Below are 20,596 nucleotides of genomic sequence, written 5' to 3' on the forward strand. Positions count from 1 at the left end.
CATCGTGCTCGCGCCGCACCGCGGCGCGGTCGGGTCAGCCCTCGGGCTCCTCGGCGGGCGCAGCGGCGTCGTCCCTGGTCACCTCGGAGAGGACGGTGTTCGCGCCCAGCGCCCGGATCGTCTGGTCCTCGGCGTCGGCCGGCGGGACGTAGAACGCCAGCAGCACCAGCGAGGTCCCGGTCACCGTGCCTCGCACCTCGGCGTCCTCCCCCAGGAGCCTGCCGAGGGCGCCGCCGGCGGTGACGGTCGCGCCGGCGACGGTCTTGCGGATCGTGGTGGCCGTGGTGATCTCCCCCATGACGATCGCGCCCCCGTCGGCCGTGGCCAGTGCCACCGGGCCGTCGTCGCCGGCCTCGGCGCCCAGGGTCGCCTCACCACCCGCCTCGACAGCGTCATCCAGCCCGGTGACCCCCTCGCGCACGCTCGTCGCGAACGGGTCCTCGGCGAAGAGGTCCGCCGCCTCGCCCTCGGGGTCGGTCAGCGCCTCGGCGTAGCGGTCGACGACCTCCGCCGGCGCGGCCGCGAGGCCCGTGGCGTCGTTGGGCACCTGCGCCGAGCCGGTGTCCGGGTGCACCAGGGCAGGCGTCTCGGTGCCGGGGAAGAGCTCGACCCAGCCCCACAGCGCGAACTGCTGCCGGGCGCTGCCCTGGGTCAGCGCCATGAGCAGCGGCAGGTTGGCCCCCTCCGGCACCTGCGTGATGACCATCGCGGTGCGTGGGAACTCGGCGGTCGCCGCAACCGCCTCCACCTGGGGCTCGGTCGTCAGCGGGCCGGCGGCCGCGTCGCCGTCGGTGGCCTCGGCCAGCCGGTACTCGGCCTGGCGGATGTCCCGGGCGGGCCCGATGACGCGGGAGGACATGGCCTCGACGTCCTGCGCCTCGTCACCCGCCGCGATGTCGTCCGCAATCTCCTGGAGGATGCGCTCGGTGCGGCTCGCGTCGAGGACCGGCGCCGGCGTCTCGGCCACCGGGTCCGGGTCCGGCTGCGGCAGCTCCGCCGGGGAGCATCCCGCGAGCAGGGCGACGACGACGGCGCCGCCGGCCACGGCGCGACGGTGCGTGATGCGCCTCATCGCTGCTCCCCCTCGTCCCGGGCTTCCCTGAATCCCCACATGCTTCGCCAGCTCGGTGCCTCCTCGTCGGTCGTCCCGGCGGCAGCACCGCCGGTGTGCTCGGTACCGGCGGCAGCACCGCCGGTGTGCTCGGTACCGGCGGCAGCACCGCCGGTGTGTTCGGCACCGCGTGCTGGCCCCGCCGGGACCGGCGCGTCGGTGACGGACCGGTCGGCGCGAGCGGTTCGGTACTCATCGGCGCGCCGCGAGGCGGGCACGATCCCCGCTCCGCGGGCGGTGCCGGCGGCCACGCGCTCGCCGTCGCCGGCGTGGATCTCGGGCTGGTCGGTGTCGCCGTCGCCGGCGTGGATCTCGGGCTGGTCGGTGTCGCCGTCGCCGGTGCCTGTGGCGGCGTCGTCGGCACCCGGCGCGGACGCGACCGAGGTCCGGGTGGCGCGCAGCTCGGCGGACCGGATCGAGCCCGGTACCACTGCGGCCCCGCGGGCAGCCCCGGCGTCGCCCTGGTCGCGGACGTCCTCGCCCGGGATCCCGGCCACCACCGGGATCTCTCCCGTGCGGCCGCGGCCCTCCTCGGCGCGCGCACGCTCGCGCAGCTCCCGCCGCGTCAGACCTGCCGCGGCCGTGGTGGGCACCTCGGACGTGGTCGTGGTGTCCGCGGTGGACCGGGGACCGGCCGTACGGCGGCCGGCCTCCCGGCGGGTCAGGAGGTCCAGCGCCAGCAGCGCGAGGCCGGCCAGGAGCAGGACCGCGCCGGCGACGAGTCCGGGGACCAACCACGGCGTGCGCACCTCGACGGGCCAGCTCAGCGCGACCTGCGGCGCCGGGGACTCGCCGTCGGTGGCGGCGAGGAGGCTCCATCGTCCCTCGACGTCCTCCCACTCGATCTCGGCGGTGCCCGTCCCGGTCTGCTCGACGGGCCACAGGTCTGACCCGGCCGGGTTCGGCAGAGCCTCCGCGGACTCGCCCCGGGTCTCGGCGTCGAGCTGCTCCCACGAGCTCAGCCCGGTGATGCGCACGTGAGCGTCCTCACCGACCCAGGCGTCGACGTCCTCGCTCCGGGCGACCACCAGGACGACCGGCTCGTCGTCGCCGGCCGTCGCCGTGATCGTGACGTCCTCGGCGACCGCGTCCAGGACCCCGGGGTCCGAGACGACGACGGGCGCCTCGGGGCGGTCGGGCAGGGTGAGGGTGGCGGTGTCCGTGGGACGCCACACCGTGGCGGAGGCGATCGCCAGCGCGATCGCGACGACGCCGAGCACGATGAGCGCGACAGAGATGATCCGACGTGTCACGAGGGTGGGTGTCCTCCCGTTCAGGATGCCCTGTGTGGCATCGTCAACCAGCCAGAATACGTCGCGCCGTCCCCTCGCGCCCCCGGGGACCTGCCGGCGCCCCCGGTGCGGGCGGCCCGGACCCGCCGGGGACGGCGGCTCGACGGCCCGGCGGTGGTGCCGGTCACGGGCCCGGCTACCCTGAGGACGGCCGACGTGGGCAGGGCGTCCGGGCTCCGCCACCGCGGCGACGACGATCGCAGGAGGTTGCCATGAGCGAGGAGGGCCCGGCGTTCCCGGTGGTGATGCGCGGCTACGACCGTGCCCAGGTCGACCAGCGGATCCACGCCCTCGAGAGCGCCCTTGCGGAGGCTCGGCACGAGGTCGAGGCGCTCGACGCCCGCACCCTGAAGATCGCCGGCGAGCTCGCCGAGGCCCAGCGGCTCCTGCGGGAGAACGAGCGCCCCACCTACGCCGGTCTCGGCTCACGCGTGGAGCAGCTGCTCCGGTCCGCGGAGGAGCAGGCGTTCGACGTCGTCAGGCGGGCGAACACCGACGCCCAGCGGATCCTCGACCGCGCCCGGGCCAACGCCGGCGCCCTCACCGAACGGGCCGAGCAGGAGGCCGCCGCCCTCCTCGCCGACGCGCGGCGCGAGGTCGAGCAGCTCTCGACCCACGCCCGGGCCCAGGCCGACACCGCCATGACCAACGCCCGGCACCGCGCCGAGGAGCTCGTCGCCTCCGCCGAGCGGGAGGCCGGCCGGGTCACGGCCGCCGTCACGGCCGAGACCTCCGAGCGGCGGGCCGGCCTCGAGCGGGAGCTGGGGCTCCTGCGTGCCCTGACGGAGCGGGAGACCACCGAGCTGCGCACGCGGACCGAGACCGAGACCACCGAGCTCCGCGCCCGGACCGAGACCGAGACCACCGAGCTGCGCGCCCGGACCGAGCAGGCCGCCGCCGACACCCACGCCGCCGCCGTGGAGCAGACACGCACGATGCTCGGGGACGCCCAGGAACGTGCCGAGCAGGCGGAGCGGCGCCTGGCCGCGGCGCTGGAGCGCGCGGAACGGCTCCGGGTCGAGACGGATGACGAGGTGCGCGCCCGCCTCGACGCCGCCCACGGCGAGGTCGAGCAGCTGCTGGCCGACGCCCGCACCGACGCCGCGCGGATACGCGCCGAGGCCGTCGACGAGGCGGAGCAGGCCCGCACGACGGCGCAGCGCCAGGTGGAGGAGCTGAGCAGGCAGCGTGAGTCCATCGCCGGCTACGTCGAGGACCTTCGAGGCCTGCTCGCTGCCCGGGAGGAGGGGTCTCCCCCCGCGCCTGAGGACAGCTCCGCCGACCAGCCGCCCGCCGAGGGACCGGGGCGGCCTCCCGGCAGCCCCGGAGCCCGCCCCGGCAAGGGACGCCCGTCCGGCGCCCGTCCGGTCGGGGGCCCGCCCCCACCGCCGCCCGCCTGACGACGGAGCGCGCTCAGCGCACCATCCGCACCTCGGGCAGGAGCCCGTGCGCCGCCTGCTCGCGGCGGGCACCGTCGAGCTCGAACCCCTGGCGCCGGTAGAAGGCCACCGCCCGGTCGTTGTCCTCGACCACCCACAGGAAGCACGGCGCGTCCCCGACGGCCAGGCGCAGCAGGTGCAGGCCCGTGCGGCGGCCCTGCTCGGCGGCGAGGACGTAGAGCAGCGTCAGCTCGAGGGGCCGGACCTGGCCCGGTCCCGTCGCGCGGGCGCTCGCGAGGCCCACGGCCTCGCCGTCCCGCTCGGCGATCCACGTGTGGGTGTCGCCCGGGTCGGCGAGGCGGGCCGCCCACTGGCCCTCGAGGGTGTGGTCCCGCTCGGTGTAGACCGTCTCCGGGACCCGGTCGCGGTAGGTCTCGCGCCAGCCCTGCTGGTGCACTCGGGCGAGCGCCGCGGCGTCGAGGACCGACGCCGGGCGGATCCGGGCGGAGGGCAGGGCGGGCACGGTCCCAGGGTATCGGTGGCGATCGTCACGCCGGTCGTACGCTGTCGACCATGGACACCGACGAGTGGTCGCGCCGGCGCCGGGAGGCGGCCGGTGCCCATGCCGAGGCCCTCGACCGGCGCCGGCGGGCCGACGCCCGGCGTGCGCAGGAGATGCTCGACGGCTTCGCCGCCGCGGCAGCCGCCGCGGGCCTGCCCGCCGAGGCCCTGCGGGTCCAGGGCTACGGCGGGCGCGGCTCGGCCCGTACGGACACCACCGGTTGGTACCTCCGCGCGGACCGCACGGTCGCGGTCGGGACGGACGGCTCCTTCTACGTCCTCACCGCACGCCTCTCCGTCACGGACCGGCTGCGCGGGGTGACGCTCCGCCCCGCCGAGCCCCCGCTCGTCATCGGCTCCGGCGGCAAGGACGGCGACTCGATCGACCTCGCGACCGCCCTCGAGCGCCTGTTGCCCGGCTGGGGCGCCCGGGACTGACCACCCTTCCCAGTAGCGGACGGGCGTGGGAGGGTGAGGGTCCGGCCGCGGACGACTGTGCCCGGGGCCGGACTCCGAAGTTCGTACGACGACGTCCGACAAGAAGGAGGCCCCAGGTGGGCAACAAGGCAGTCAGCTACGCAGGTCCGGGCAAGGTCGAGGTCATCGACATCGACTACCCGGTGTTCGAGCTCAAGGACGGACCGGGGGTCAACCCGGCCAACGTGGGCCGGAAGGTCAACCACGGAGCGATCCTCAAGGTGGTGTCCACGAACATCTGCGGCTCGGACCAGCACATGGTCCGGGGCCGCACGACCGCTCCCGAGGGGCTCGTGCTGGGTCACGAGATCACGGGCGAGGTGGTCGAGGTCGGCTCCGACGTGGAGTTCATCAAGGTCGGTGACCTGGTGTCCGTGCCGTTCAACATCGCGTGCGGTCGCTGCCGCAACTGCAAGGAGGGCAAGACCGGCATCTGCCTCAACGTCAACCCCGACCGGCCGGGCTCGGCCTACGGGTACGTGGACATGGGCGGCTGGGTCGGCGGCCAGGCGGAGTACGTCCTCGTGCCGTACGCCGACTGGAACCTGCTGAAGTTCCCCGACAAGGACCAGGCGATGGAGAAGATCCTCGACCTGACCATGCTCTCCGACATCTTCCCCACCGGCTTCCACGGCGCCTACACCGCGGGCACCAAGGTCGGCAGCACGGTCTACATCGCCGGCGCCGGGCCCGTGGGTCTCGCGGCGGCCACGTCGGCCCAGCTCCTCGGCGCCGCCGTCGTCATCGTCGGCGACCTCAACGAGGAGCGGCTGGCCCAGGCACGGGCGTTCGGCTGCGAGACGGTCGACGTCTCCAAGGGCGACCCGAAGGACCAGATCGAGCAGATCCTCGGCGTGCCCGAGGTGGACTGCGCCGTCGACGCCGTCGGGTTCGAGGCGCGCGGGCACGGAGCCGGGTCGGCCAAGGAGGCCCCGGCCACCGTGCTCAACTCGATCATGGACATCACCGCGGCCGGCGGGGCGCTGGGCATCCCGGGCCTCTATGTCACCGGTGACCCCGGGGCGGTCGACGAGGCGGCCAAGCACGGCACCCTGTCGATCAGCCTGGGCACGGGCTGGGCCAAGTCGCTGAGCTTCACCACCGGCCAGTGTCCGGTGATGCGCTACCACCGCGGCCTGATGATGGCGATCCTCCACGACAAGGTGCAGATCGCGAAGAACGTCCACGCGACGCCGATCCCGCTGGACCAGGCGCCGCAGGGCTACGCCGAGTTCGACTCCGGCGCGGCCAAGAAGTACGTCCTCGACCCGCACGGGCTCATCAAGGTCTGACGCGCGCCGCACACGGCCCCGACCGGCACACCGCCGGCCGGGGCCGTCCCGTTCAGCGCTGCGCGGCCCGCTCGTGCAGCCGGTGCAGCGCGACGGCGACCTCCGCGGGCGCCTCGAGGGCGCTCATGTGGCCGGCCCGCGGGACGACCACGACCTCGACGTCGGTGAGGGCGTGGGCCATCTCCTCGGCGGCCGCCTGCGGGCTCATCTCGTCCTCCGCGCCGCGCAGGACCAGTGCCGGGACGTCCAGGTCGCGCAGGACCGCCAGCCGGCCGGGCCTGTTGGCCATCGCGTGCTGCGCCCAGGCGATGCCGCCGGGGGGCGCCGCGGCCAGGGCGGCCCGCAGCCGCTCGACGACCTCGGGCCGCTCGGCCAGCGTCGTCGGCCCGACCACCTTCTCCAGCATCGGCGCGACGGCGGACGAGCCCGCGGCCCCCAGGGCGGCCTCGGCCACCTTGAGGCGGTTCCGGCGCGCCGTCTCGTCGTCGGCGCCGGCACGGGTGTCGAGGAGCCCGATGCCGGCGAGCAGGCCCCGGTGACGCTCGGCGAGGGCGAGGACGGCGTAGCCACCCATGGACAGCCCCGCGACGACGCCCCGGCCGATCCCGGCCCCGTCCAGCGCGGCCGCCACGGCGTCCGCGTACGTGGTCAGGGCCGGCCGGCGCGGGTGCCCGAGCGCCTCGGAGACGGCGCTGCCCGCGGGCGAGGAGCCGAAACCGGGGGCGTCGACGGTGACGACGCGGAGGTCGGGGAGGTGCGACACGACGTCGTCCCACATCGAGGAGTCGAGCGGGAAGCCGTGGAGCAGGACGAGGGGGAGGTCGGAGTCGGGGCCGTGGTGGTGCAGTGCCAGGCTCATGTCCCGAGCATGGCACGGCCCGGCACCGTCGGCGCCCCCACTCCTGGGGCCGCCTGGTCGGTCCGCGACAGTCGGCCCTCGGACCCTGCGGTCCCCTCGACCCCGCGGTCCCCTCCGACCCTCGTGAGGTCAGCGGGTCGGCCGGCGCCGCTCCCGCGCCTGCCAGCAGGCCGCGTGCCAGTGCCGGCGGTCGTCCAGGCCGGCCTGGGCGCCGAGGAGGTGCTCCGTGGGCCAGGCCACGACGTGCGGCGTCCCCGGCGCGACGATCTGGTCGCACCCGGGACACCGGTAGCTCTTGTCCGACCCGCGCACGCGCCGCACGGCGAAGGTCTGCCCCCCGGGGCCCGACTCGCTGCGGGTCAGCCCACCGAGCCGGTCGGGGTCGAGCGGCACGTGCCCGTCCCCGTAGGGACGGCGCCGCGAGCGTCGGGAGGAGGGCATCTCAGGCGGGCGGGCGCAGCACGCCGGAGCGGACCAGCTCGGAGTACCACCGCGCCGAGGCCTTGGGGGTGCGCTCCTGGGTCGCGTAGTCCACCCGCACGATGCCGAACCGCTTGGCGTAGCCGTACGCCCACTCGAAGTTGTCGAGGAGGGACCACAGGAAGTAGCCGCGCACGTCCGCGCCGTCGTCGATCGCGCGCCCGACGGCGTCGATGTGCCGGTAGAGGTAGTCCTGCCGCTCGGGGTCCTGGACCGCACCGTCCGCGCCGACGGTGTCGTCGAAGGCCGCCCCGTTCTCCGTGATCATGAGCGGCAGCCCGTCGTAGGCGATCGTCAGGGCGGTGAGGAGCTCGTGCAGCCCCTCGGGCTCGATGTTCCAGCCCATCGCGGTGACCGGACCGCGCGGCGCCAGGAACTCCACCGTGTCGAGCCCGACCCAGGGGCTGGCGGCCGAGTCGCCGTGGCCGCCGGTGCCGGTGGGGCGCTCACCGGGACCGAGCCGGCGCACGTAGTTCGTGGAGTAGTAGTTGACCCCGAGCACGTCCAGGCGCTGGCGGATGAGGGCGAGGTCGCCCTCCTGGACGAACGACCAGTCGGTGACCGAGGACGTGAGCTCGCGCAGCTCGACGGGGTACGACCCGTCGAGCAGCGGGCCGAGGAAGATGTGGTTGCCGACGAGGTCGACCTCGTGCGCGGCCTCGAGGTCGGCGGCACGCTCGGGGTCGGCCGGCCGGGTGACGTGGAGGTTGAGGGCGATGGAGACGTTGGCGTCGTCGCCCAGCTCCTCGCGGATGGCCGCCGCGGCCAGGCCGTGCGCGAGGTTGAGGTGGTGCGCGGCGGCCAGGGCGGCCGCCGGGTCCGTGACGCCGGGGGCGTGGACGCCGGAGGCGTACCCGAGGTAGGCGCTGCACCAGGGTTCGTTCAGCGTCGTCCAGACCTCGACGAGGTCGCCGAGCTCGCGGGCCATCGCACGGGCGTACCCGGCGAAGGCGTAGGCCGTCTCCCGGTTGGTCCACCCGCCGGCGTCCTGGAGCTCCTGGGGCAGGTCCCAGTGGTAGAGCGTGACGACCGGGTTGATCCCCGCCGCGGCGAGCTCGCCCGCCAGGGCCCGGTAGAACCCGACGCCCTCGGGGTTGAGCGGCCCGCGCCCGCCGGGCTGCACCCGCGGCCACGAGATCGAGAAGCGGTAGGCGTCCAGGCCGAGCCCGGCCATGAGCGCGACGTCCTCGCGCCAGCGGTGGTAGTGGTCCACGGCGACGTCGCCCGTGTCGCCCTCGTGCGTGCGCCCCGGGGTGTGGGAGAAGGTGTCCCAGATCGAGGGCCCGCGGCCGCCCTCGGTCACCGCACCCTCGATCTGGTAGGCCGCCGTGGCCGCCCCCCAGACGAAGTCCTCGGGGAACGTGCGCTCGCTCATGTCGCTGGCCTCTCGTCGGTCGGTGGTGCGGGGGTCTGCGGGAGCGGCACCTCGACGCCGCCGCGCAGCACGCGCAGGGGGCGCAGGTCGGCGTCGGTGACGAGGACGTCGGCGCGGCGGCCCGCCTCGAGCGCGCCGACGTCGTCCGCGCCGAGCACGGCTGCCGGACCCGCCGAGGCCATGTGGACGGCGTCGGCGAGGGGCACCCCGCCCGCGACGGTCGTGCGCACGACGTCCAGGAGGTGCGCGGTGCCCCCGGCGATGGCGCCGCCGTCGGTCAGGCGCGCGACGCCGCCCGAGACGGTGACGTCCTGCGAGCCCAGCCGGTAGCTGCCGTCGGCCATGCCCGCGGCCGCCATCGCGTCGGTGACGAGCACCGCGCCCTCGCGCCCGACGAGCTCGTGGACCTCCCGGACGAGCGCGGGGTGCAGGTGGGTGCCGTCGCCGATGAGCTCGACGACGGCGGAGCCGCGCCGGGCGGCGGCGAGGAACTCCCCCACCGGGCCGGGCTCGCGGTGGTGCCAGGGGTGCATGCCGTTGAACAGGTGCGTCACCGTCGCGCGGGGCGACCGCCCCCCGCCGGCGAGCAGCGCCGCGGACGCCGCGAGCGCGCCGCGCGTCTCCTCGGGCCCGGCGTCGGTGTGACCCCAGGACGGCAGCGCCCCGCCCGCCACGAGCCGTGCGGCGACGTCGAGGTTGCCGGCGTGCTCCGGTGCGAGCGTCATGGAGACCAGGTGCCCGCGAGCCAGCGCGAGCAGCTCCTCGGTCAGCTCGACGTCCGGCAGGGCGATGAGCGCGGGGTCCTGGGCCCCGCAGCGCACCGTGGACAGGAACGGGCCCTCGAGGTGGATCCCGGCGACCTGGCCGGCGTCGGCGAGGTCGGCGAGGAGCGCGACCCGCTCCCGCAGGGTGTGCGGGGCGGCCGTGACGAGGGAGGCCACGAGCGTCGTGGTGCCGTGCCGCCGGTGCTCGGCGACGGCCCGGAGCGCCTCGTCGGCGTCGGTGGCGTCCGGGAAGGACGCTCCCCCGCCGCCGTGGCAGTGCAGGTCCACCAGGCCCGGCAGGACGAGGCCGCCGTCAGGGTCGGGCAGGGCCTCGCCCGCCGCGGCCAGCGCCGCCTCGGCCGCGCCGCGGCCGGCCGGGGTGGTGAGGTCGGCCACGAGCGCGATGCGGTCGCCGTCGAGGAGGACCACGCCGTCGTCGAGGACGCCGGTGGGGGTCACCACCCGCCCGCGCAGCACAGTCATGGCCCTATCCAACACCGTCAGAACAGCCGCGAGCCCACGTCGTCCAGGCCGCGCATGGCGTCGTAGTCCAGGACGAGGCAGCGGATCCCCCGGTCGGTGGCCAGGACCCGGGCCTGGGGCTTGATCTCCTGGGCGGCGAAGACCCCCCGGACCGGGGCGAGGTGGGGGTCGCGGTTGAGCAGCTCGAGGTAGCGGGTGAGCTGCTCCACGCCGTCGATGTCGCCGCGCCGCTTGATCTCCACCGCCACGCTGGCGCCGGCGGGGTCCCTGGCCAGGATGTCGACGGGGCCGATGGCCGTCGGGTACTCGCGCCGCACGAGCTGGTGGCCGGGGCCGAGAAGGGCGATCTGCTCGGCGAGGAGCTTCTGCAGGTGGGCCTCGACGCCGTCCTTGACCAGGCCCGGGTCGACCCCGAGCTCGATGCTGTGGTCGGCGTGGACCTCGTGGACCCGCACGACCAGGCGGTCGTCGGTCTTGGCGTTCTGCACGGTCCAGACCTCGACGGCCCCGGCCGCGGCGTCCGGCCCGGCCGCCGCGGCGACGTCGAGCCGGCACGGTGGGCTCATCCAGTTCAGCGGCTTGTAGGAGCCGCCGTCGGAGTGGACGAGCACCGACCCGTCGGCCTTGACCATGAGCAGCCGGGTGGCGAGGGGCAGGTGGGCGTCCAGACGACCGGAGTAGTCCACGGAGCACTTCGCGATGACGACACGCACGGGGTGGAACCCTACCTTCCGGCGCCCCTCACGGACGCCCCTCGTTGGGCGGTGCGGCCTCCAGCCAGCTCACGAGGCCGGCCAGGGCCTGGTCGCCCATGGCGAGCTCGAGGTCCTCGCCCCGGTACCGGAACGCGACCTCGACCACCCTCACGCCGCGCGGGCCCGGCCCCCGGGGCCGGCGACCGACGATCTCCAGGTCGCGCCGCACGAAGCTGCGGGCCGGCCGGTGGGCGAGGGAGACGAGCCGGTGCCAGTCGAGGCGGCCCGAGCCGAAGACGGCGATCCCCGACGTCCAGTCACGCTGCCCGGGCCGTCGCAGCGCGCACTCGAACGAGCCGACGCGCCGGCCGAGGTGGCGCACCCGCCCGGTGAGGGCGATGACCGCCAGGACGACGAGGGCGAGCGCCGTGAGGATGCCCCACACGGCGCCCGCCCCTGACAACGTCGTCCTAGCTCGCCCGGTCGGCGGCGCTGTTGTCCACCACGACCGTCACGATGTCCTCGTCCACGGAGACGAACCCCTCGTGGACGTCGAGCGTGACGACCTGGCCGGAGGACGGGGTGATGCGCACCTTGCCCGGGCGCAGCACCGCGAGCACCGGCTGCCGGCCGGTGAGGATGCCCATGTCGCCGCCGGCGGCGGGCACGACGACGCTCGTCGCCTCGCCGCTCCACAGCGAGGCGTCCGTCGAGACGACCTCTACCTTCATCATGTCGGTGCCCTCCGTCAGCGCAGCTCGGACTGGAGCTTGGCCCAGGACCGCTCGAGGTCCTCGAGGCCGCCGATGTTGAAGAAGGCCTGCTCCGCGATGTGGTCGAACTCGCCGTCGGCGATCTTCTTGAACGCCTCGACGGTCTCGCTCACCGGCACGGTCGAGCCGGACACACCGGTGAACTTCTCGGCCATGTAGGTGTTCTGCGAGAGGAACTGCTCGATCCGGCGCGCGCGGGCGACGGTGACCTTGTCCTCCTCGGAGAGCTCGTCGACGCCGAGGATGGCGATGATGTCCTGCAGCTCCTTGTTCTTCTGCAGGATCGACTTCACCCGCGTGGCGACGTCGTAGTGCTCCTGGCCCACGTACTGCGGGTCGAGGATGCGCGAGGTCGAGGTGAGCGGGTCCACCGCGGGGTACAGGCCGCGCGAGGCGATGTCGCGGGAGAGTTCCGTGGTGGCGTCCAGGTGCGCGAACGTCGTCGCGGGGGCGGGGTCGGTGTAGTCGTCCGCGGGGACGTAGATCGCCTGGAGGGAGGTGATCGAGTGCCCGCGGGTCGAGGTGATCCGCTCCTGGAGCTGACCCATCTCGTCGGCGAGGTTCGGCTGGTAGCCCACCGCGGAGGGCATGCGACCGAGGAGGGTCGAGACCTCGGAGCCGGCCTGGGTGAAGCGGAAGATGTTGTCGATGAAGAGCAGCACGTCCTGCTTCTGCACGTCGCGGAAGTACTCCGCCATCGTCAGCGCGGACAGGGCCACCCGCAGGCGCACGCCCGGCGGCTCGTCCATCTGGCCGAAGACGAGGGCCGTCTTGTCGAAGACGCCGGCCTCCTCCATCTCCGCGATGAGGTCGTTGCCCTCACGGGTGCGCTCGCCGACGCCGGCGAACACCGACACACCGCCGTGGTCCTGCGCCACGCGCTGGATCATCTCCTGGATGAGGACGGTCTTGCCGACGCCCGCACCGCCGAACAGGCCGATCTTGCCGCCCTGGACGTACGGGGTGAGCAGGTCGATGACCTTGATGCCGGTCTCGAACATCTGGGTCCGCGACTCGAGCTGGTCGAAGCGCGGCGGCTCCCGGTGGATCGGCCACCGCTCGGTGATCTCCAGCTGCTCGCCCTCGGCGAGGTTGAGGACCTCGCCGGTGACGTTGAAGACGTGGCCCTTGGTGACGTCGCCGACGGGCACCGAGATGGGCGCGCCGGTGTCGAGAACCTTGGCGCCGCGCACGAGGCCGTCGGTCGGCTTCAGGGCGATCGCCCGGACGAGGTTGTCGCCCAGGTGCTGGGCGACCTCGAGGGTCATGTGGAGCTTGCCGCTGCCCTCGCCCTCCCCCTGGCCGGTGAGGTCGACCTCGGTGGTGAGGGCGTTGTACATCTCCGGGATGGCGTCCGGCGGGAACTCGATGTCGACGACGGGGCCGGTGACGCGGGAGATCCGGCCGACGCCGGCCGCACCCTGCTTCGTCGTGTCGGTGTCAGTGGCAGTCATTGTCCTTGTTCCTTCGCTGTTCACCGGCTCGACGCGAGCGCGTCGGCTCCGGAGACGATCTCGGTGATCTCAGAGGTGATGTCGGCCTGGCGGGCCTGGTTCGCCAGCCGCGTGTAGTCGCGGATGAGGTCCTCGGCGTTGTCCGTGGCCGTGTGCATGGCCTGCTGACGGGCGGCCAGCTCCGACGCCGCCGCCATGAGGTGCTGGGCGTAGATCCGGTTGCGCACGTACAGCGGCAGGAGCGCGTCGAGCACCTCGTCCGGGCTGGGCTCGAACTCGTACAGCGGGAGCGCGTGTGCGCCGGCCTCGGTGACACCCTCGACGACCTCCAGGGGCAGCATCCTGCGGACCTGCGGCACCTGGGAGACCATCGAGACGAACCGGGTGAAGACGACGTGGAGCTCGCCCACGCCGCCCTCCTCGGCCGGGGCGAGGAACGCCGCGAGGAGCTCGTCCGCGATCTCCGTGGACGTCTCGGCGTCGGGGTTGTCCGAGCTGCCGGTCCACGACCGGACGACCTCACGCCCGCGGAAGCGGAAGTAGCTCTCGCCACGCCGCCCCGAGACGTACAGCACCGGCTCCTTGCCCTCGGACTCCAGCCGCTCGAGCAGGCGCTCGGTCTCGCGCAGGACGGTCGCCGAGTAGGCGCCCGCCATGCCGCGGTCGGAGGTGATGGCCAGGACCGCGACCCGGTTGGTGTCCTGCCGGCCCTTGATGAGGGGGTGGTCGAGGTTGGCGTGCTCGGCCACGGCCGAGACTGCCCGGACCAGCGCCAGGGTGTAGGGGTCGCGCCCCTGCGCCTTCTTCCGTGCCTTGGTGATGCGTGAGGCCGCGATGAGCTCCATCGCACGGAAGACCTTCTTCAGGGTCTGCGTGGCCCTGATCTTCTGCTTGTAGACACGCTGGGATCCCGCCACGGTCAGCCTCGCTTCGTCGAGACGATCTGCTCCTGCGCGCGCTCCGCCTCGACCTCGTCCCCGCCCAGCTCCGGCTCGGCGCCGAGCGGGTTGCCCGCGGCGTCGACGAAGCCCTTGCGGAAGTCCTCGACCGCGGCGCGCAGGGCGTCCTCGGTGTCGGACTCGAGCTTGCCGGTGGTGGCGATCGTGGTCAGGACGTCGGAGTGACGGCGCAGGTGGTCGAGCAGCTCGGCCTCGAACCGCGGGATGTCCTTGACCTCGACGTCGTCGAGGTACCCGTTGGTGCCGGTCCAGATCGAGGCGACCTGGTCCTCCACGTCGTACGGGGTGTACTGGGGCTGCTTGAGCAGCTCCATGAGGCGCTCGCCGCGGATGAGCTGCTGGCGCGTCGTCGGGTCGAGGTCGGAGGCGAACATCGCGAACGCCGCCATGGACCGGTACTGCGCCAGGGTGATCTTGAGCGTGCCGGAGACCTTCTTCATGGCCTTGATCTGGGCGTCACCGCCGACGCGGGAGACCGAGATGCCGACGTCGACGGCGGGACGCTGGTTGGCGTTGAACAGGTCGGACTGGAGGAAGATCTGCCCGTCCGTGATGGAGATGACGTTGGTCGGGATGTACGCCGAGACGTCGTTGGCCTTGGTCTCGATGAGCGGCAGGCCCGTCATCGAGCCGCCCCCGAGCTCGTCCGAGAGCTTCGCGCAGCGCTCGAGGAGGCGGGAGTGCAGGTAGAAGACGTCGCCGGGGTAGGCCTCACGGCCCGGCGGGCGGCGCAGGAGGAGGGAGACGGCGCGGTAGGCCTCGGCCTGCTTGGACAGGTCGTCGAAGACGATGAGGACGTGCTTGCCCTGGTACATCCAGTGCTGGCCGATCGCCGAGCCGGTGTAGGGGGCGATGTACTTGAAGCCGGCCGGGTCGGACGCGGGCGCCGCGACGATCGTCGTGTACTCCAGCGCGCCGGCCTTCTCCAGGGTGGCTCGCACCGCGGCGATGGTCGAGCCCTTCTGGCCCACGGCGACGTAGATGCAGCGGACCTGCTTCTCCGGGTCGCCGGAGTCCCAGTTCGCCTTCTGGTTGAGGATCGTGTCCAGAGCGATGGCGCTCTTGCCGGTCTGGCGGTCGCCGATGATGAGCTGACGCTGGCCGCGGCCGATGGGGATCATCGAGTCGATGGCCTTCAGGCCGGTCTGCAGCGGCTGGTGCACGCTCTTGCGCATCATGACGCCGGGTGCCTGGAGCTCCAGTGCGCGACGTCCCTCGACGCCGGTGATCTCGCCGAGGCCGTCCAGCGGCTGGCCGAGCGGGTCGATGACACGGCCGAGGTAGCCCTCGCCGACGGGCACCGAGAGCACCTCGCCGGTGCGGCGGACCTCCTGGCCCTCCTCGATGCCGGTGAAGGTGCCCAGCACGACGACACCGACCTCGCGCACGTCGAGGTTCATGGCCAGGCCGAGCGTGCCGTCCTCGAACCGCAGCAGCTCGTTCGCCATGGCACCGGGCAGGCCCTCGACCTGCGCGATGCCGTCACCGGCCAGAGTGACGTGGCCGACCTCTTCGCTCACGGCCTGGGCGGGCTCGTAGGAACTCACGAAGCTGTCCAGCGCGGCGCGGATCTCCTCCGGCCGGATCGTCAGCTCAGACATCTGCTCTTCCTTCGTCTCTTGGCGACCGCGGTCGCGGTCCGTCAGTCATGGGTCGGTGAGGCTCAGCCGGCGACGCGGCGTCGGACCTCGGCGAGGCGGCTCGCCAGGGTGGCGTCGATGACGTCGTCGCCGACCTGCACACGCAGGCCGCCGACCACGGCCGGGTCGATCCCCACGTGCACCTGCACGGCACGGTCGTACCGGCGCCGCAGGATCGCGGCGAGGCGATCGATCTGCTCGCGGGTCAGCGGGACGGCCGAGGTGACCGAGGCCACCACGTGCTCGCGCCGGGCGGCGGCCAGCTCGGCCACGCGTCGCAGGAGCGAGGGCACCGGCTGGCCCCGGGGGGCCCGGGCCGCACGGGCGGCGAGCATGGCCGTCTCCGGCGCCACCTTGCCCGCCAGGACGGTCTCGACGAGCTCGGCCCGGCGGGCCGGGTCGGCGTGCTTGTCCGACACCGCCAGGCGCAGCTCGCGCTCGTCGGTGAGGATCCGGGCGAGCCGGTAGGACTCGTCCTCGACGACGGCGAGGCGGCCCGCGCTCTCCGCGGCGGCCAGCACCGTGGTCACGGCGAGGGACTCCACCGCGTCCGCGAGGTCCGCGTCGGTGGACCAGCGCTCGCGCACCAGCCCGCCGAGGAGGTCGACGACCTCCGGGTCGACCCGCGCGCCGAGGAGGTGCTGGACCAGACCGGCCTTGTCCTGGCCGGACCGGGTGGGCTCGGTGAGCGCGCGACGCAACGAGGCGGAGCCGTCGAGCAGGTCGACGACGGCGAAGAGCTGCTCGCCGATGGCGACGCCCCGGCCGCCCACCTGCCGCAGGACCGGCTCCCACCGCTCCCGTGCCTGGTCGAGCGCCGCCTGGCTGGACGCGCGCATCACGCCTCCCGCACCGGCGCCGGGGCCGTCTCGAGCTCGTCCAGGAAGCGGTCGATGACGCGGGACTGCAGGGCCTGGTCGGTCACCGACTCCCCGACGATCCGGGCTGCCAGCTCGGTGGCGAGCATGCCGACGTCGGTGCGCAGCGAGATCTGTGCGGCCTGGCGGTCCGCCTCGATCTGGCGGGCGGCACCCTCGGTGACCCGGTCGGCCTCGGCCTGCGCCTTGTTCCGCGCCTCCGCGACGATGGCCTTGCCCTCGTCCTGCGCGTTGTCGCGGACCTCGGCGGCCTCACGGCGGGCCAGGGTCAGCTCCTCGGCGATGCGGGCCTCGGCCTCGGCCGCGGCCTGCTCCGCGCGCTCGGCGTGGGTCAGACCCGCCTCGATCTTGGCGGCGCGCTCGTCGAGGACCGCGGTCAGGCGCGGCACCGCGTACTTCACGAGGAAGAACGCGATGATCGCGATCGCGACCAGCGACCAGACGATGTCGTAGGTGGCCGGGAGCAGCGGGTTCTGCGTCTCCGCGGCCAGCACCAGGGCCGTGGGGGTCATCAGAAGACGAAGCCTGCGGCGAGGCCGATCAGACCGAGGGCCTCGACCAGCGCCATACCGATGAACATGTTGATGCGCAGCGGACCGGCCAGCTCGGGCTGACGGGCGACAGCCTCCTGGGTCTTGCCGACCAGGATGCCCATGCCGATACCGGGGCCGATGGTGGCGAGGCCGTAGCCGATGGTCGCGATGTCGCCGGTGATCTCCATGAGGAGGTCTTCCTTCCTTTGTGGCGGGCCGGGGACGTCCCGGCCGCGTCGTTTTTCAGTGCCTGTGGTCGGGCCCGTGGGCCCGGCCGCCGATCAGTGCGACTCGACGGACAGCTGGATGTACACCGTCGTGAGCACGGTGAAGACGTAGGCCTGGAGGGCGGCCACGAAGATCTCGAACAGCGTGAAGGCGAACCCGGCGGCGAAGGTCAGCGCGCCCAGCGGCGCCATGGCGCCGGCGGCCTCGAAGAAGAGGTAGTTCGTCGCGCTGAAGGTCAGCACGAGCAGCAGGTGCCCGGAGAGCATGTTGGCCAGGAGACGGACGGTGAGGGTCGCGGGCCGGATGATGAACGTCGAGAGGAACTCGATCGGCGTCAGGATGAGGTAGATCGGCCACGGCACACCGGGCGGGAAGAGCTGGGACTTCATGAAGTGCCCGCCGCCCATGGCCTTGACACCCGCGTAGATGAACGTCACGTACGCGATGAGGGCGAAGATCAGCGGCACACCGATCACCGAGGAGCCGGCGATGTTGAGGAACGGGATGATGCCGGTGATGTTCATGGCGAGCACGCCGAAGAAGATCACCACGAGGACCGGGGTGTAACGCCGGCCGAGCTCCCTGCCCAGGGACTCCTCGGCGATGCCCGTGCGCACGAAGTCGATCGCCATCTCGCCCAGGGACTGACCGCGGCTGGGCACGAGCGTGGTGCGGCGGGCCGCCAGCCAGAACAGCAGCACCAGCAGCCCGACGGCGATGAGCCGGACGAGCGCGATGCGGTTGAACTCGAAGATCGTCCCGTCGAAGAGGATCGCGGGCGGGAAGAAGTCCGCGAGCGACGGGCCGTGGAAGCCCGCCCCCTCCTCGGCGGCGACGACGTGCGCCGAGGTGGGAAGTGTCAGCAGAGATGCGGCAGACAGGACGTCCCCCCGGTGTTCCTCGTGATCGGGCAAAGGGCGTGTCCCAGGCACCGTGCAGCGACGCGGACGTGCTGGGGACGGGATGAGCCTAACGCATGGGCGGTGGTGCTCCCGACCCGTCTCAGCGGGCGCCCGGGGCGCCGGGGCCCGGTTCCACGTTCGGCACGCGGGCCCGCAGGACCGCGGCCGACTCGATCGCGAGGGAGCCGAGGATCGCCAGGACGAGGACGACGAAGAAGACACCCGGGTGGTAGAAGTCCCGCCCGCGGACGAGGACGAGGACGACGAAGAGGAGGACCATCTTCACCAGCCACCCCCCGACCGCCGCGGCGCTGGCGATGGGCAGGGGCTTGTCGGCGGTGACCATCATGGTCACGACCGTCCCGAGCATGAACAGCGTCGCGATGCCCGCGGCCATGAGCGCGCCCCAGACCCCCGGCAGGCCGGCGACGAGCCACCCGACGCCCGCGCCGCCCACCGCGAGGGCGCCGACGAGGACGGCGAGGCGCCGCAGGATCCGCTCGTACATCGTCCGGATGGTCCGGTCGGTCTCGGTCATCGTCGGTCCTCTCGGACCCGGCGGCGCAGGCCGGGCAGCTGGGCGTAGGTCACGGCGACGGCCAGGGCCACGGCGACCGCCGTGCCGACCGCCACCTGGGCAGGGGTGTAGACCGCGAGGGCGACCGCGGCGAAGGCGAACACCGAGGTCCACAGGTACATCACCAGGACCGCGCGGGTGTGGGAGTGCCCGGCGTCGAGCAGCCGGTGGTGCAGGTGCAGCCGGTCGGGCTTGAACGGCGACTGACCGGCGCGCAGGCGCCGCAGGACGGCCAGCGTCATGTCCACCAGCGGCAGCAGGAGCACCGCGACGGGCAGGAGGATCGGCACGAACACGGGCAGCACCTGGCTGCCCGACAGGGCCGCGGGGTCGATGCGCCCGGTCACGACGATCGCGACCCCGGCGACCGTCAGCCCCAGGAGCATCGAGCCGGAGTCGCCCATGAAGATCCGGGCGGGGTGGAAGTTGTGCGGCAGGAAGCCCAGGGTCACCCCCACGACGGCGGCCATGACCGCGGTGGCGACGTTGGCGTAGTTGCCCGGTGACGCGTCGCGGGTGAGGAGGTAGGTGTAGAGGAAGAACGCGCCGCCGCCGATCGCGATCATCCCCGCGGCGAGGCCGTCGAGGCCGTCGACGAAGTTCACGGCGTTGATGGCCACCACCACGGCCAGGACGGTGGCGACCAGCGAGAGCCGGCTGGACCCGATCGTCAGGCCGAACACCGGGAAGGTGATGAGCTGGACGCCCTGCCAGGCCATGAACCCGGCGGCGAGGACCTGCCCGACGAGCTTGGTCATCCAGTCCAGCTGCCAGATGTCGTCGGCCACGCCGAGCAGGGCCACGAGCGTTCCGCCCCCGAGGATCCCCCAGGCCATGGAGGTGCCGTAGAACTCCTCGTGGAGGAACGGCACCTGGGAGGCGACGACCATCGCGACCGCGAGACCCGCGAGCATCGCGACGCCGCCGAGCCGCGGCGTGGGCGTGGTGTGGACGTCACGCACCCGCACCGGGGTCAGGGCGCCGGTCATCAGCGCGACCCGCCGCACCGCCGGCGTCGTGAGGAAGGTGACGGCCGCGGCGGTGAGCAGGACGAGGAGGTAGACCCTCACCCGGGCTCCGTGGTGCGCGCGGGCGGGGGATCGACAGCGACGTCGCCCGGGGTCCCGTCGGTCCCGGCGGGCGGGGGATCGACAGCGACGTCGCCCGGGATCCTGTCGGTCTCCGCGGCCGGGGGGCCGCCGCTCTCGGCGGGCGCAGTCCCCTCCCCCGCGTCCTCGGCCAGCTCCGGGGCCACGCGGGCGAGCGCGGCCCGGGTGAGGGCGCCCTCGCGCAGCACGGTCAGCCGCTCGGCGGTCGCGTCGACGATGGTCGACGCCGTCCCGCCGCCCGCTCGGCCCGCGTCGAGGTAGACGGCGACGCCGTCGCCGAAGTAGTCCACCGCCTCCTGGGCGGTCTCGGCCGCCGGCTCGCCGGTGAGGTTGGCACTGGTGACGGCGAGCGGGCCGGTGCGGCGCAGCAGCGCCAGGGCCGTCTCGTCGGCGGGCATCCGCAGGGCGACCGTGCCGTCGGTGTCGCCCAGGTCCCACGCCAGCGAGGGCTGCGCGAGGCAGACGACCGTCAGCGGGCCGGGCCAGAACTCGCGCACGAGGTCCCGGACGACCTCCGGCACCTCGGTGGCCAGGCCGTCGAGGGCGCCGAGGTTGCCCACGAGCACCGGCGGGGGCATCTGGCGACCGCGGCCCTTCGCGGCGAGCAGCGCGGCGACCGCCCGGGCGTCGAAGGCGTCGGCACCGATGCCGTACACGGTGTCGGTGGGCAGCACGACCAGCGCTCCCCGCCCGAGGGCGTTGACCGCCTCGTCGAGGCCGGCGCTGCGCTGCTCGGGGTCATGGCAGTCGTACACGCTCACGCAGGCGAGTCTCG

At 73.7% G+C, this 20,596-nt stretch carries 23 protein-coding genes; 3 read left to right on the plus strand and 20 right to left on the minus strand.

The window, feature by feature from the left end; translation table 11 throughout:
* Positions 1-34 precede the first annotated feature (34 nt).
* Both EDD32_RS00915 and EDD32_RS00920 read right to left on the minus strand, forming a co-directional pair.
* Positions 35-1,072, minus strand: coding sequence for a DUF8094 domain-containing protein (locus EDD32_RS00915; protein ID WP_123913797.1), 1,038 nt, complete (start codon positions 1,070-1,072; stop codon positions 35-37).
* Entirely contained in the window at positions 1,069-2,364 is a 1,296-nt protein-coding gene (locus tag EDD32_RS00920; protein WP_170175152.1) for a hypothetical protein, read from the minus strand. The genes EDD32_RS00915 and EDD32_RS00920 overlap by 4 nt, the downstream gene beginning before the upstream one ends.
* 251 nt (positions 2,365-2,615) lie before the next feature.
* On the opposite strand from EDD32_RS00920, the gene EDD32_RS00930 reads away from it, so the two are divergent.
* Positions 2,616-3,803, plus strand: a complete 1,188-nt coding sequence (locus EDD32_RS00930) for a coiled-coil domain-containing protein (RefSeq protein ID WP_123913803.1) — start codon at positions 2,616-2,618, stop codon at positions 3,801-3,803.
* A 13-nt stretch (positions 3,804-3,816) separates the two neighbouring features.
* Here EDD32_RS00930 and EDD32_RS00935 read toward each other — a convergent pair whose 3' ends face one another.
* Positions 3,817-4,305: a GNAT family N-acetyltransferase gene (locus tag EDD32_RS00935; RefSeq protein WP_123913805.1), complete on the minus strand. Its 489-nt coding sequence runs from the start codon at positions 4,303-4,305 to the stop codon at positions 3,817-3,819.
* 50 nt (positions 4,306-4,355) lie between these two features.
* Here EDD32_RS00935 and EDD32_RS00940 point away from each other — a divergent pair, with 50 nt between their 5' ends.
* Both EDD32_RS00940 and fdhA read left to right on the plus strand, forming a co-directional pair.
* Entirely contained in the window at positions 4,356-4,781 is a 426-nt protein-coding gene (locus EDD32_RS00940) for a hypothetical protein (RefSeq protein ID WP_123913807.1), read from the plus strand.
* Positions 4,782-4,897: 116 nt separating this feature from the next.
* The gene (gene fdhA / locus EDD32_RS00945; RefSeq protein ID WP_123913809.1) at positions 4,898-6,112 is read left to right on the plus strand and encodes a formaldehyde dehydrogenase, glutathione-independent; all 1,215 of its coding nucleotides are present in this window, start codon (positions 4,898-4,900) and stop codon (positions 6,110-6,112) included.
* A 52-nt stretch (positions 6,113-6,164) separates the two neighbouring features.
* Here fdhA and EDD32_RS00950 read toward each other — a convergent pair whose 3' ends face one another.
* The 17 genes from EDD32_RS00950 to EDD32_RS01030 all read right to left on the minus strand — a co-directional run bounded on the left by EDD32_RS00950 (position 6,165) and on the right by EDD32_RS01030 (position 20,582).
* Positions 6,165-6,971: an alpha/beta fold hydrolase gene (locus EDD32_RS00950; RefSeq protein WP_123913811.1), complete on the minus strand. Its 807-nt coding sequence runs from the start codon at positions 6,969-6,971 to the stop codon at positions 6,165-6,167.
* A gap of 129 nt (positions 6,972-7,100) precedes the next feature.
* A complete protein-coding gene (locus tag EDD32_RS00955) occupies positions 7,101-7,412 on the minus strand; it encodes a hypothetical protein (RefSeq protein WP_123913813.1) in 312 nt (103 codons plus the stop codon).
* 1 nt (position 7,413) lies between these two features.
* Positions 7,414-8,826 carry a GH1 family beta-glucosidase gene (locus tag EDD32_RS00960; RefSeq protein ID WP_123913815.1) on the minus strand — a complete coding sequence of 471 codons (1,413 nt, stop codon included), beginning with the start codon at positions 8,824-8,826 and terminating at the stop codon, positions 7,414-7,416.
* Positions 8,823-10,073 (minus strand): N-acetylglucosamine-6-phosphate deacetylase, encoded by a 1,251-nt coding sequence (locus EDD32_RS00965; protein WP_123913817.1) that lies wholly within the window; start codon positions 10,071-10,073, stop codon positions 8,823-8,825. The genes EDD32_RS00960 and EDD32_RS00965 overlap by 4 nt, the downstream gene beginning before the upstream one ends.
* A 17-nt stretch (positions 10,074-10,090) precedes the next feature.
* Positions 10,091-10,786 (minus strand): endonuclease NucS, encoded by a 696-nt coding sequence (gene nucS / locus EDD32_RS00970; RefSeq protein WP_123913819.1) that lies wholly within the window; start codon positions 10,784-10,786, stop codon positions 10,091-10,093.
* A gap of 28 nt (positions 10,787-10,814) precedes the next feature.
* On the minus strand, positions 10,815-11,213 hold the full coding sequence (locus tag EDD32_RS00975) for a DUF2550 domain-containing protein (protein WP_123913821.1): 399 nt from the start codon (positions 11,211-11,213) through the stop codon (positions 10,815-10,817).
* Positions 11,214-11,238: 25 nt separating this feature from the next.
* The gene (locus tag EDD32_RS00980) at positions 11,239-11,502 is read right to left on the minus strand and encodes a F0F1 ATP synthase subunit epsilon (RefSeq protein ID WP_123913823.1); all 264 of its coding nucleotides are present in this window, start codon (positions 11,500-11,502) and stop codon (positions 11,239-11,241) included.
* Between the two features lie 14 nt (positions 11,503-11,516).
* Entirely contained in the window at positions 11,517-12,995 is a 1,479-nt protein-coding gene (atpD, locus tag EDD32_RS00985; protein WP_123913825.1) for a F0F1 ATP synthase subunit beta, read from the minus strand.
* 20 nt (positions 12,996-13,015) lie between these two features.
* Complete coding sequence (locus tag EDD32_RS00990) at positions 13,016-13,912, minus strand: F0F1 ATP synthase subunit gamma (RefSeq protein WP_123913827.1); 897 nt, start codon at positions 13,910-13,912, stop codon at positions 13,016-13,018.
* Between the two features lie 2 nt (positions 13,913-13,914).
* Positions 13,915-15,555, minus strand: coding sequence for a F0F1 ATP synthase subunit alpha (atpA, locus tag EDD32_RS00995; RefSeq protein ID WP_123913828.1), 1,641 nt, complete (start codon positions 15,553-15,555; stop codon positions 13,915-13,917).
* A gap of 62 nt (positions 15,556-15,617) precedes the next feature.
* Positions 15,618-16,433, minus strand: coding sequence for a F0F1 ATP synthase subunit delta (locus tag EDD32_RS01000; protein WP_123913830.1), 816 nt, complete (start codon positions 16,431-16,433; stop codon positions 15,618-15,620).
* A complete protein-coding gene (locus EDD32_RS01005) occupies positions 16,433-16,984 on the minus strand; it encodes a F0F1 ATP synthase subunit B (RefSeq protein ID WP_123913832.1) in 552 nt (183 codons plus the stop codon). Before EDD32_RS01005 ends, EDD32_RS01000 begins: the two co-directional genes overlap by 1 nt.
* Positions 16,984-17,193: an ATP synthase F0 subunit C gene (gene atpE, locus EDD32_RS01010; protein ID WP_211338682.1), complete on the minus strand. Its 210-nt coding sequence runs from the start codon at positions 17,191-17,193 to the stop codon at positions 16,984-16,986. Before atpE ends, EDD32_RS01005 begins: the two co-directional genes overlap by 1 nt.
* A gap of 93 nt (positions 17,194-17,286) precedes the next feature.
* Positions 17,287-18,114: a F0F1 ATP synthase subunit A gene (atpB, locus tag EDD32_RS01015; protein ID WP_170175364.1), complete on the minus strand. Its 828-nt coding sequence runs from the start codon at positions 18,112-18,114 to the stop codon at positions 17,287-17,289.
* Positions 18,115-18,235: 121 nt separating this feature from the next.
* Positions 18,236-18,673 carry a Cg1360 family ATP-synthase-associated protein gene (locus EDD32_RS01020; protein WP_123913834.1) on the minus strand — a complete coding sequence of 146 codons (438 nt, stop codon included), beginning with the start codon at positions 18,671-18,673 and terminating at the stop codon, positions 18,236-18,238.
* Positions 18,670-19,782 (minus strand): MraY family glycosyltransferase, encoded by a 1,113-nt coding sequence (locus EDD32_RS01025; protein WP_123913836.1) that lies wholly within the window; start codon positions 19,780-19,782, stop codon positions 18,670-18,672. The genes EDD32_RS01020 and EDD32_RS01025 overlap by 4 nt, the downstream gene beginning before the upstream one ends.
* Positions 19,779-20,582, minus strand: coding sequence for an L-threonylcarbamoyladenylate synthase (locus EDD32_RS01030; RefSeq protein ID WP_123913838.1), 804 nt, complete (start codon positions 20,580-20,582; stop codon positions 19,779-19,781). Before EDD32_RS01030 ends, EDD32_RS01025 begins: the two co-directional genes overlap by 4 nt.
* Positions 20,583-20,596: the final 14 nt, after the last annotated feature.

Source organism: Georgenia muralis (genome assembly GCF_003814705.1).
Lineage (GTDB): Bacteria > Actinomycetota > Actinomycetes > Actinomycetales > Actinomycetaceae > Georgenia > Georgenia muralis.